The following is an 11,705-nucleotide window of genomic DNA, read 5'->3' as shown; positions in this document are numbered from 1 at the left end:
TGCGCAGCCCGGCGCTTGACGTCTCAGGAGAACAATGAACACAGTTCAGTCCGCCGACGGCACCACGATCGCCTACGACCGCTCGGGCGAGGGCGAACCGCTGATCCTCGTGGGCGGTTCCTTCAGCGAGCGGGCGCATCCGACCATGACGCAACTGGCCGAGGAACTGGCCCCCCACTTCACTGTCTTCAACTACGACCGCCGCGGCCGCGGGGACAGCGGCGACGCCGCCGAGTACGCCGTGGAGCGCGAGATCGAGGACCTCGCGGCACTGATCGCCGAGGCCGGCGGCTCGGCCAGGATGTTCGGCCTGTCGGCCGGCGGCGCCCTGGCGTTCAAGGCCGCGGCCGCCGGTGTGGACATCACGCAGATCGCCGTCTACGACCCGCCGTACGTCGTCGACGAGTCCGGCCCGCGGCCCCCGGCCGACTTCACCGCCCGCCTCGCGGAGCTGAGCGCGTCCGGCAAGCGGGCCGAGGCCGTCGAGTTCTTCATGACCGAGGGCATGGGGGCGCCGGCCGAGGCCGTCGCCGGAATGAAGTTCGCGCCGTTCTGGGCGGGCCTCGAAGCCCTGGCGCACACGCTGCCGTACGACACGACCATCGTCGGCGACGACTTCGCCCTGCCGACCGAAGAACTGGCATCCGTCACCGCCCCGGTGTTCGTGGTGCACGGCGGTGAGGCGGACGCGTGGCTGAAGGCCTCCGCGCAGGCGGTCACCGACGCCCTGCCCAACGCACGCCGGCACGCCCTGGCCGGCCAGGGCATCGCGGTCGACCCGGCCGTCCTCGCGCCCGAGTTGAAGAACTTCTTCGCCAACTGAGGCCACCGGCAACGGGCTTCGGCCCGACCAGCCGGGCGGCACCGCGCAGCGCCCGTGGAGCGTGGCTCCACGGGCGCTGCCGCATGCGCGCATTCAGCAATACGGAAGATGCGGCCCCGATTGAACGCCCGGGACGATGAAACGTCCCCGCCGCGCGGCCGCAGCGCGCCCGGCCGCGGAACGTCCCCCTTGAAGGAGAGAACTCCATGCGAGCATGGTTCGAACGAGCCGCCGGCGTGCCCGGCAGCCGTCGCGGAAAATGGCTCGTCCTCGTGACCTGGCTGATCGCGGTGATGGCGCTCGGCGCGCTCGCCGGGAAGCTCGGCGAGGTCCAGGACACCAGCGCCAACGCCTTCCTGCCGCGCGGCGCCGAGTCGGCCAAGGTGAACACGGAGCTGGAGAAGTTCCGCACCGACGACCTGACCTCGGCCGTCGTGGTCTACAGCGGTGCGGGCGCGCTGAGCGACGAGGCCCGCGCCAAGGTCCGGGCCGACCACGCCGCCTTCGCGAAGGTCGCCGCCGAGGGACGGCAGGTGCCGCCGGTCGTCGAGTCCAAGGACGGCAAGGCCCTCATGGTGGTCGTGCCGCTGCCCGGCAAGGAGCAGTCGGTCGTCGCCGACAAGATCGCCGAGCTGCGCCGCATCGCGGACGCCCATGCCCCGCCCGGGCTCGACGCCCGCGTCGGCGGCCCCGCCGGCTCGCTCGCCGACGCCTTCACCGTCTTCGACAGCCTCGACGGCACGCTGATGATGGCCACCGGCCTCATCGTCGTCGTCCTGCTGCTGCTCACCTACCGCAGCCCCGTCCTGTGGCTCTTCCCCGCGCTCGCCGTCGCCTTCGCCTCCGTGCTGACCCAGGCCGGCACCTATCTCCTCGCCAAGGGAGCGGGCCTCCAGGTCGACCCGCAGAGCTCGGGCGTGCTGATGGTCCTCGTCTTCGGCATCGGAACGGACTACGCGCTGTTGCTCATCGCCCGCTACCGCGAGGAACTGCACCGCCACGCGGACCGGCACACGGCCATGCAGGCCGCCCTGCGCCGCAGCGGACCCGCCGTGCTCGCCTCCGCGGGCACCGTCGCGATCGGCCTGGCCTGCCTCGCCTTCGCCGAGATCAACTCCTCCCGCTCCATGGGCCTGGTCGGCGTCATCGGCGTCCTGTGCGGCTTCCTCGCGATGGTCACGATCCTGCCGGCCCTGCTCGTCATCGCCGGCCGCTGGGTGTTCTGGCCGCTCGTGCCGCGCGAGGGCGCGCCCGCGCGCGCCGCCCGCCCGCTGTGGGAGCGCGTCGGCCAGGCCGTCGCGGCCCGGCCCCGCGCCTCGTGGATCACCTCGCTCGCCGTCACCGGCGCCCTCGCGCTGGGCGCCCTGGGCCTGAACATGGGGCTGAGCCAGACCGACTGGTTCCAGAACAAGCCGGAGTCGGTCGTCGCCCAGGAGAAGCTCTCCGAGCACTTCCCGTCCGGCTCCGCCGACCCGGCGACGATCGTCGTCAGGACGCCGGACGCGGCCGAGGCCGCCCGCGCCGCCCGCGGCACGAAGGGCGTCGTCGAGGTCAGCACCGTCGGCCGCACCCCGGACGGCACCCTCACCCAGCTGGCCGCCGTGCTGCCCGGCACACCCGACAGCGACGCGGCCAAGCACACCGTCGAGGCCCTGCGGGACCGGGTCGACGGACTCGTCGGCGGCACCGCAGCCCAGGCCCTGGACAAGGAGAACGCCGCCGCACGCGACCTGGACGTCGTGGTGCCGCTGGTCCTGCTCGTCGTCCTGCTCGTACTGGTGTGGCTGCTGCGCGCGCTGGTCGCGCCGCTCGTCCTGCTGGCGACGGTCGTCGTGTCCTACTTCGCCGCCCTCGGCGCCTCGAACCTCCTGTTCGACCACGTCATGGGCTACCCCGGCGTCGACTGGACGGTGCCGCTGCTGGGCTTCGTCTTCCTCGTCGCGCTCGGCATCGACTACAACATCTTCCTGATGCACCGGGTGAAGCAGGAGACCGCCCTGCACGGTCACACCAAGGGCGTCCTGATCGGACTGAGCAGCACCGGCGGCGTCATCAGCTCGGCCGGCCTCGTGCTCGCCGCGACGTTCGCCGTGTTCGCCGGGCTGCCGCTGGTGGCGATGGCCCAGATGGGCTTCGTCGTCTGCATCGGCGTCCTGATCGACACCTTCCTCGTCCGTACGGTCCTGGTGCCGGCGCTCGCCCTGGACCTTGGTCCGCGCTTCTGGGCACCGGGCCGGCTGTCCGCGGACCGTGCGGCACCCGCGGCGGCGGCGTCCGAGCCGGAGCGCCGTCAGACGCTCGAAAGCGTCTGACGACAAGCGCCGCTCCGTCCGTCTGCGACCCCCAAGTCAGCAGCGCAACAAGGGAGATGGCCCCCGACCGCCCGTGCGCCACGATGAAGGCCACGGCTCCGGGAGGGGGCCGCCGACCAAGGGAGGACATGCCGTGTTGGGTGACGGGGACGGATCGGCCGCCAAGCTGTGGGCGATGGCGAGCCTGGGCACGCCGATGGCCGTGCGCGTGGCGGCGACGCTGCGGATCGCCGACCACATCGCCGCGGGGCGCCGCACCGCGGCCGAACTCGCCGAGGCCGCGGGCGCGCACACCGAGGCGCTCGACCGCCTGCTGCGCTACCTCGCGGTCCGGGGCGTCCTGGAGCGCGACGAGACCGGGCGCTACGCCCTGACGCCCCTGGGCGAACCACTGCGCGAGGACCACCCGGCCGGCATCCGGGCCTGGTTCGACATCGACGGCGCGGGCCGCGGCGAGCTGTCGTTCGTCGAGCTGCTGCACAGCGTCCGCACCGGCGAGGCCGCCTTCCCGGTCCGCTACGGACGCGAGTACTGGGAGGACCTGACCGCCGATCCCGACCGCGTCGCCTCCTTCAACAAGCTGCTCGGGGCCGACGTCGCCGAGCGCGCCCCGGGCGTCGTCGCCGGGTTCGACTGGGCGTCCCTGGGCCATGTCGTCGACGTCGGCGGCGGCGACGGCTCGCTGCTGGCCGAACTGCTGCACGCCAACCCGGCCCTGCGGGGCACGGTCGTCGACCTGCCCGACGCCACCCGCACCGCCAAGGAGCGGTTCGCCGCCGCCGGGCTGGGGGACCGCGCCGACACCGTCGCCGGAAGCTTCTTCGACCCGCTGCCCCCGGGCGCGGGCGGCTATGTGCTCTCGCTGGTCCTGCACGACTGGCACGACGAGCCCGCCACCGCCATCCTGCGGCGCTGCGCCGAGGCGGCCGGCGAGAACGGCTCGGTCTTCGTCATCGAGACGGTCGGCTCCGCCGGACACACCCCGCACACCGGCATGGACCTGCGCATGCTGTGCGTGTACGGCGCCAAGGAGCGGGGCGTCGCCGAGTTCTCCGCGCTGGGCGCCGCCGCCGGACTCGACGTCGTGGCGGTCCACCCCGCGGGCCCGTCGGTCATCATCCAGCTGGCCGCGGCCCGATGAGGGCCCGGCCGCACGCCGGGACGACAACGGCCGAGGAGGCCTGGGCGGCGCTGACGACGGTCAGCGGCCGCCAGGACCCCTACCCCTGGTACGAGGCGGTCCGGGCCCATGGCGAGGCCGCCTGGCTCGGGCCCGGCAAACTGGTCGTCGTCGGGTACGAGGAGTGCGACCGCGCGCTGCGGGACACCCGCCTGCACGTCCAGGACGCCGCGCGGTACGACGCGTCGGCACCGGGCTGGCGGGACCACTCCTCGCTGCGCGCATTCACCAGCTCGATGCTGTACAGCAATCCGCCCGACCACACCCGGCTGCGCACGGTGGCCGGCTTCGCCTTCACCCCGCCGAAGATCCGCCGGCTGCGCTCGGTGATCGAGGAGATGACCGAGCGGCTGCTGGACCGCATGGCCGGTCTCGGTGCCGCCGGGCCGGCCGTCGATCTCATCGCCGAGTTCGCCTCCCGGCTGCCCGTCGCCGTCATCAGCGCCATGCTCGGCTTCCCCGAGCAGGACCAGGTGTGGTTCCGCGACATGGCCTCGACCATCGCCGTCTCCACGGACGGCTTCCGCGACGCCGCGGCCCTGGAGCGCGCCGACCGCGCGATGGACGAGATGACCGCCTACTTCGCCGACCTCGCCGGCCGGCGCCGCCGCGAGCCCCGCGACGACCTCGTCACCCACCTGGTGAACACCCACGACGAGGACCCGCACCGGCTCGGCCACGACGAGCTGATGGGCACCTTGATGGTGCTGCTCACGGCCGGGTTCGAGACGACGAGCTTCCTCATCGGCCATGGCGCCCTGCTCGCCCTGGAACAGCCCGCCTTCGCCGAACGGCTGTGCGCGGAACCGGACTTCGTCACGGGATACATCGAGGAGATCCTGCGCTTCGAGCCCCCCGTTCACGTCACCAGCCGCTGGGCGGCCGCCGACACCGAGCTGCCCGGCACCGCCGTGCCCGCCGGGACCCGGCTGACGCTGATCCTGGCCGCCGCCAACCGCGACGCGCGGCGCTTCGCGGACCCGGCCCGCTTCGATCCGGACCGGCGCGACAACCGGCCCCTGAGCTTCGGGGCCGGCGGGCACTTCTGCCTGGGCGCCCCGCTCGCCCGCCTGGAGGCGCAGATCGCGCTGCCCCGGCTGTTCGCCCGCTTCCCCCGCCTGAGGGCGACAGAGCCGCCCGTCTACCGCGACCGCTGGGTCGTACGCGGCCTGGACACCTTCCCCGTCGCCGTGACCGCCTGAGCACCACCCGCGCGACGCGGCTCCGCCACCGCCGACGGCCCCGAACCACTACCAGGTTCGGGGCCGTCGGTCCATCCAGCATTTACGAAGATGCCCGGATCGGTGCGGAGACATGACGATTTCAGGGAGTCAACGGGCCGACAACGGCAGGGAATGCGCTCGCCGGGCACCGGCGCCGTCCGGATCCTCCGAAGGAGACACCTCGTGACAACACGTCTGAAGATCCTCGCCATCAACGGATCGGAGCGGGACGGCAACACCGCCGACGTCCTCCGGCACGCGGCCGCGATCGCCGAGCAGCGTGGTGTCGAGTTCGAGACCGTCGACCTGCGCGACATCCGGATGGAACGGTGCGGCCCCTGCGGCGACTGCAACGACCGTCCCGTCCCCTGCGCACTGGCCGACGGCGTGCCCGGCGTCGTACAGAAGATGATCGACGCGGACGGCATCGTCTTCGCCGCGCCGGTGCACGGATTCGGCACCGCGAACCTGATGCAGACCTTCATCGAGCGGGCCGGCGTCGGCTATCTGCGCTTCGACCGGCCGCTGAGCAACAAGGTCGCCGGCATCATCTCCGTCGCCCGCCGCTACAGCGCCGGCGAGGTGTGGGCCCAGCTCACCGTCAACGCCCTGCTCAACCGCATGATCCTGGTGGGCAGCGGGTTCCCGGCCACGGTGCACGCGCTGCACCGGGGCGACGCGTTCAAGGACGACGAGGGGCTGAAGAACGTGCAGCGCATGGTCGACCGCATGGTCGACATGATCCAGCTGCTCGACGAGCACCGCCGGCTGACCGGCCGTGACGACCTGCTCGTCTCCGGCGACATCAACGAGCGCGTCGGCCTCGCCCTGAACGAGACGAAGGTGCCGGCGTGACCACCGCGCTGCAGACCCTGCGGGCCCCCGCGCGCGGCCAGGACCTCGACGACTTCCTCGCCGCCTACCGCGACGTCAGCCGGGCCTTCTACGACACCACCCTCACCGACGCCCAACTGGCCGACTGGCGCCAGGACCAGCTGACCACCGTGCTGCACCACGTCACCGAACGCTCCCCGTTCTACCGCTGCCACCTGGCGGGCGTGGACATCGACGCCGTCACCCCCGAGAACCTGTCGGCGCTGCCCTTCACCACCAAGGACGACCTGCGCCGCGAGATGTACGACGTGCTGTCCGGACGGGTCGGCGAGGCGAGCATCTACTACGAGACCAACGGCACCACCGGCGCCGCCACCCCGTGCCCGCGCGGCCCCAGGGACATCGCCACCTCCAACGCGGCCGTCGAGGAGTCCTGGCGGCGGCTGTTCCGCTCCCGCTTCGGCGACCGCATGCCGGTCGTCGGCCTCATGGGCCCCTCGGAGCTGTACGCGTTCGGCGACGTGTTCAGCGCCGTCACCGCCTCGCTCGGCGCCTGCCACGTCAAGATCTGGCCCGAGTCCCCCCGGGTCGGCTTCAAGAAGGCGCTGCGCCTGATCGAGGAACTGGGCGTCGAGGTCGTGGTCTGCGCGCCCGCCCTGTGCCTGAGCCTCGCCAAGGCCGCGCTGCACTACGGCTACGACCTCGCCGAACTGCCGGTGAAGCTGTTCCTGGTGCTCGGCGAGATCTGCACACCGCAGTTCGCCGCCAACGTGTCGACCGTGTGGCCCCAGGCCGTCGTACGCCCCGCGCTGTACGGCTCCCAGGAGGCACTGTGCATCGCCACGGGCGCCGACGACGGGCGGCTGCACCTGTCGGCGCCCAACTACCTGACCGAGCTGATCGACCCGGACAGCGGGGCCGTGCTCGACGACACCGCAGAGGGCGAGCTGGTGCTGACCATGCTCGTCGACGGCATCAAGCCACTGATCCGCTACCGCACCGCGGACCTGGTCCGCATCACCCCCGCACCGGCCGGCGCACCGCTGCCCGGCCCCGTCGTCGAGGTCGTCGGCCGCGCCGCCGACCGCATCGCGCTCGGCCGGGTCCGGCTCCACCCCGGACAGCTGGAGACGGCGGTCCTCGACGGGGTGCGCGGCTGCCTGGGCTACCAGGTCGTCATCGACCGGACCGGCGACGGCGAGGACGAGATCACCGTCCACATGGACCTGCTGCCCCGGGCCGCGGACCCGGACGCCGTCGCCGACGCCGTGGCCGGGCGGCTGCGCGCGCTGACCGGCGCCCGGGCCAGGGTCGTCATCGAGACCGACCTCGACCCGGTGACCCACACCGGCTCCTTCGTGAGCTGGAAGGCGGCCCGGGTGCTCGATCTGCGCTCCGCCCCCGACAGCGCGGCCGTCACCGCCCGGCAGGTCGCGCACCGCTACGCGATCACCACGTGAACCGAAGGAACCCGCGATGACCGAGCCATGCCCGGCACCGGCCGCGGTCCGGGTCACCACCCGGACCCGCCGGCTGCCCCAGCTGCCGATGCTGCCCGCCTACCGCGCCCTGGCCGCGCGCTTCGGCGCCGACAGCGTCTATCTGCTCGAATCGGCGGGGGGCCCGATCCGCGAGTGCCGCTTCCAGTTCGTCGGCTTCGGCGCACTGCTGTCCGTGGCGGTCCGCGGCGGAACCGTCCGCGTCGAGGGCATCCCCGCGCTGCGCGAGCCGCTGCTGGAGCGCATCCGGCCGCTGGTGGCCGAGGGCGCCGACGGCACCCTGCGGCTGCGGACCCTGGCCGGACTGTGGCCGCTGCTGCGCACCGCCCAGGCGCTGTTCGACGCCCCCGGCTCGGCGACCCGCTTCCGGTTCGGCTTCCTCGGCTACTTCGGCTACGACACCGTGCGCTACGTCGAGGACCTGCCCCACCTCATCGAGCAGGGGCCCGACCTGCCGGACGTGGAACTCGTCGTGCACCAGGGCCTGGTGGTGCGGGACGTGGGCGAGGACCGGACCGAGCTGCTGCTGCACGAGTCCGACGCCTGGCCGGCGTTCGACCCGCGGGAGATCACCGCGCTGCTGGAGGACGCCGAGAGCGCCTGGCCCGAACCCGCCGCGGACGACGTCCCCGAGGCGCTCGTCAGCGACGACACCGACCCCGAGGCATTCGGCCGCGACGTGGAACGCTGCCTGGAACACATCGCGGTCGGCGACATCTACCAGGTGCAGATCGGTCATGAACTGACCATCCGCTCCGGCGCCGACCCCGTCGACGTCTACCAGCGGCTGCGCCGCCGCAACGCCTCCCCGTACATGTATCTGGCGAGCGTCGGCGGCCAGTGCGTCATCGGCGCGAGCCCGGAGCTGTTCGTACGGATCGAGCAGGGCGCCGTCACCATGCGGCCGATCGCCGGGACGCTGCCGCGCACCGGCGACGACGAGGCGGGCGCCCGGCGGCTGCGCTCGGACCCCAAGGAGATCGCCGAGCACACCATGCTGGTGGACCTGTGCCGCAACGACATCGGACGGATCGCCGAGGCCGACTCCCTGGACGTCCCCGACGAGTTCGCCGTCGAACGGTACTCCCACGTCCTGCACCTGGTCTCGACCGTGTCCGGACAGGCGGAGGCGGACAAGGACGTCTACGACGCGATCGCCGCCCTGTTCCCCGCCGGCACCATGACCGGCACGCCCAAGATCCGGGCCATGGAGATCATCGAGTCCCTCGAACGCAGCCGCCGCGGCCTGTACGCCGGTGCGCTCGGCGTGATCGACATCGGCGGATACACCAACCTCGCGCTATGCATCCGCACCCTCTTCCACCAAGGCGGCGTCTACCGCACACGGGCCTCGGCGGGGATCGTCGCCGACTCCGAACCGGCGAACGAGTGGCGCGAGACGCTGGCCAAGATGAGTGCCGCCCACTGGGCGGTCACCGGAAAGGAGCTGCTGTGACGACACCCTCGCCCGCCGCCACGGCCGGGCATGCAGGCCCACGACCGCGCATCCTGGTGGTCGACGCCTTCGACAGCTTCGTCGACATCCTGCGCCAGTACCTGATGTCCGCTGGGGCCGAGCCGCTGATGGTGCGCTCCAACGCCCTGCGGCTGACGGAGGTCGAACGGCGCCGCCCCGACGCGATCCTGCTCGGCCCGGGCCCCGGACACCCCGACGACTCCGGGCACGTCGAGATCGTGCAGTCCTTCGCCGGCCGGCTGCCGCTGTTCGGCGTCTGCCTCGGCCACCAGGCCATCGGCCGCGCCTACGGTGCCCAGGTGGTACCGGCGCGGCGGCTGATGCACGGCAAGGCGAGCCATGTCGAGCACGACGGACGCGGGCTGTTCGCGGGGGTGCCGGACCGCTTCTCGGCCACCCGCTACCACTCGCTGATCGTGCCCGAGACGACCGTGCCGGCGACCCTGGAGGTCACCGCCCGCTCCGCCGAGGACGGCTATGTGATGGGACTGCGCCATCGCACGCTGCCCATCGAGTCCGTCCAGTTCCACCCGGAGAGCTTCCGCACCGAACACGGCATGCGCATGATCTCCAACTTCCTGCGCGGCGTACGGGAGTTCGCCGCCGAGCGGGGCCACGTCCTGGCGGCGTGAGGCCACGGCCGCCAAGAAGGCACGGATCGAGATGCGCCGCCGGCCGCGCACATGATGGGCTCGCCGAGTCGGAGTCACGCACCCCGGAGGCGACGTGGAGTACTGGAACGGCACGGCGGAGACCATGCCCCGCGAGGAACTTCAGCAGTGGCAGTGGCGCCGCCTGCGGCGCGCCCTGGACCACGCCCGGCACAACTCCCCCTTCTGGGCCGAGCGGATCCCCGACGGCATCACCTCGATGGCCGCATACACCGAGCGCATGCCCCTGCTGTACAAGGCGGACCTCCTCGCCTCCCAGCAGGCCGCGCCGCCGTACGGCACCTGGCCCTCGCTCGACCCGGTGCACGGGGTGCGCCACCACCAGACCAGCGGCACCAGCGGCAACCCCCCGGTGCGCACGTTCGACACCGAACGCGACTGGAAGTGGATCAGCGACACGTTCTGCACCGCCCTGTACAGCAACGGTGTGCGCGCCCATCACAAGGCCCTGGTGTCCTTCGGATACGGCCTGTTCGCCGGCTTCTGGGGCATGCACTACGCCCTGGAGCGCATGGGCTGCACCGTCGTACCGGCCGGCGGCCTGGACTCGAGGACGGTGGTCCGGCTGCTGGTCGACTACCGGATCGAGGTCCTCGGCCTCACCCCCAGCTACGCCATGCGGCTGATCGAGACCGCGGGCGAGATGGGCGTCGACCTCGCCCGGGACGCCAACGTGCAGGTGATGCTGGCGGGCGCGGAGCCGCGCTCCGACTTCACGACCCGCACCATCGAGCAGGCCTTCGGCGCCCGTGTCTTCAACGCCGCCGGGACGACCGAGTTCGGCGGGGTGTTCATGTTCGAGTGCCCCTCGCGCCGCGGCGCCTGCCACATCAACGAGCCGACCGTCATCGAGGAGGTGCTGCACCCCGAGACACGGCAGCCGGTGGGCTACGGCGAGGAAGGCGTCCGCGTCACCACCGGCCTGTACCGCGAGGGCATGCAGCTCTTCCGCCACTGGACCGAGGACATCGTGGTCAAGCGGCCCTACAGCGAGTGCGGTTGCGGCCGGACGTGGGACTTCCTCGACGGCGGCATCCTGCGGCGCGTCGACGACATGCGCAAGATCCGGGGCGTCTCGATCACCCCGGTGATGATCGAGGACGTGCTGCGTTCCTTCACCGAGGTCAACGAGTTCCGCTCGTCCATCCGCACGGTGCGCGGACTCGACACCATCCATGTCCGGGCCGAGGCGGGCGAGATCACCGGCGAGGCGGCGGCGGACCTGTGCGCGCGCATCGCCGCGGAGTTCAAGCGCGAGATCGGCATCCGGCCCCAGGTGGAGCTCGCCCCGCAGGGCAGCCTGCCCCGAACCAAGTGGAAGGCGGCACGACTTCATGACGAACGACACCTCGCTCACGCCTGAGCAGCGGGACCGTCTGCTGGAGAGCTACCGCGCCCTGACGGACCTCGCCGGCACCTGCCGGGTGCCGGCCGTCCAAGCCGCCCTGCGCGGCGCCCTCGCCGAACTCCGCGTCGCCCTCGACGGCCAGGCCGTGGACCTGGACGACTACTACCGCCCCGCCCCGCCCGAGCGGCACTGGTCAGCGCCCAGTGCCGCGGGTCTCGCGGCCTGAGCCGCCGGCACACGAGGAGGGGGGGGGGGCCGCCGGGCGGGCCCCCGCCCCCCGGGCGCGGGGTAGCGCACGAGCTGACTGCACGACCAAACATCGAGCTGGAGGGTCGGAA

General features: G+C 72.5%; 10 protein-coding genes. All 10 read left to right on the top strand.

Translation table 11 applies throughout. The features are described from left to right. Window positions 1-34: 34 nt before the first annotated feature. The 10 genes from AB0I54_RS38210 to AB0I54_RS38165 all read left to right on the top strand — a co-directional run bounded on the left by AB0I54_RS38210 (window position 35) and on the right by AB0I54_RS38165 (window position 11,593). On the top strand, window positions 35-823 hold the full coding sequence (locus AB0I54_RS38210; RefSeq protein ID WP_363300894.1) for an alpha/beta hydrolase: 789 nt from the start codon (window positions 35-37) through the stop codon (window positions 821-823). Window positions 824-1,029: 206 nt separating this feature from the next. Then, entirely contained in the window at window positions 1,030-3,135 is a 2,106-nt protein-coding gene (locus AB0I54_RS38205) for an MMPL family transporter (RefSeq protein WP_363300893.1), read from the top strand. Between the two features lie 136 nt (window positions 3,136-3,271). Then, entirely contained in the window at window positions 3,272-4,276 is a 1,005-nt protein-coding gene (locus AB0I54_RS38200) for a methyltransferase (protein WP_363300977.1), read from the top strand. After that, window positions 4,273-5,517 (top strand): cytochrome P450, encoded by a 1,245-nt coding sequence (locus AB0I54_RS38195; protein ID WP_363300892.1) that lies wholly within the window; start codon window positions 4,273-4,275, stop codon window positions 5,515-5,517. The genes AB0I54_RS38200 and AB0I54_RS38195 overlap by 4 nt, the downstream gene beginning before the upstream one ends. 204 nt (window positions 5,518-5,721) lie before the next feature. Continuing rightward, complete coding sequence (locus AB0I54_RS38190; RefSeq protein ID WP_363300891.1) at window positions 5,722-6,393, top strand: flavodoxin family protein; 672 nt, start codon at window positions 5,722-5,724, stop codon at window positions 6,391-6,393. Then, window positions 6,390-7,832, top strand: coding sequence for an AMP-binding protein (locus AB0I54_RS38185; RefSeq protein WP_363300890.1), 1,443 nt, complete (start codon window positions 6,390-6,392; stop codon window positions 7,830-7,832). The genes AB0I54_RS38190 and AB0I54_RS38185 overlap by 4 nt, the downstream gene beginning before the upstream one ends. A gap of 16 nt (window positions 7,833-7,848) precedes the next feature. Then, window positions 7,849-9,327 carry an anthranilate synthase component I family protein gene (locus AB0I54_RS38180; RefSeq protein WP_363300889.1) on the top strand — a complete coding sequence of 493 codons (1,479 nt, stop codon included), beginning with the start codon at window positions 7,849-7,851 and terminating at the stop codon, window positions 9,325-9,327. Beyond that, window positions 9,324-9,980 carry an aminodeoxychorismate/anthranilate synthase component II gene (locus AB0I54_RS38175; protein WP_363300887.1) on the top strand — a complete coding sequence of 219 codons (657 nt, stop codon included), beginning with the start codon at window positions 9,324-9,326 and terminating at the stop codon, window positions 9,978-9,980. The genes AB0I54_RS38180 and AB0I54_RS38175 overlap by 4 nt, the downstream gene beginning before the upstream one ends. 94 nt (window positions 9,981-10,074) lie before the next feature. After that, entirely contained in the window at window positions 10,075-11,382 is a 1,308-nt protein-coding gene (locus AB0I54_RS38170; RefSeq protein ID WP_363300886.1) for an AMP-binding protein, read from the top strand. Next, on the top strand, window positions 11,354-11,593 hold the full coding sequence (locus tag AB0I54_RS38165; RefSeq protein WP_363300885.1) for a DUF6052 family protein: 240 nt from the start codon (window positions 11,354-11,356) through the stop codon (window positions 11,591-11,593). The genes AB0I54_RS38170 and AB0I54_RS38165 overlap by 29 nt, the downstream gene beginning before the upstream one ends. Window positions 11,594-11,705 lie beyond the last annotated feature (112 nt).

Origin of the sequence: Streptomyces sp. NPDC050625, assembly GCF_040654755.1 — a bacterium.
GTDB lineage: Bacteria > Actinomycetota > Actinomycetes > Streptomycetales > Streptomycetaceae > Streptomyces.
Note: the sequence above shows the minus strand (reverse complement) of the source record. Positions and strands in the feature narration are given on the sequence as shown.

Excerpts from the sequence above, each read along its gene's own strand:
- AB0I54_RS38210 (WP_363300894.1), top strand. The coding sequence starts at position 35 with ATGAACACAGTTCAGTCCGCCGACGGCACCACGATCGCCTACGACCGC.
- AB0I54_RS38195 (WP_363300892.1), top strand. The coding sequence starts at position 4,273 with ATGAGGGCCCGGCCGCACGCCGGGACGACAACGGCCGAGGAGGCCTGG.
- AB0I54_RS38205 (WP_363300893.1), top strand. The coding sequence starts at position 1,030 with ATGCGAGCATGGTTCGAACGAGCCGCCGGCGTGCCCGGCAGCCGTCGC.
- AB0I54_RS38165 (WP_363300885.1), top strand. The coding sequence starts at position 11,354 with ATGACGAACGACACCTCGCTCACGCCTGAGCAGCGGGACCGTCTGCTG.
- AB0I54_RS38180 (WP_363300889.1), top strand. The coding sequence starts at position 7,849 with ATGACCGAGCCATGCCCGGCACCGGCCGCGGTCCGGGTCACCACCCGG.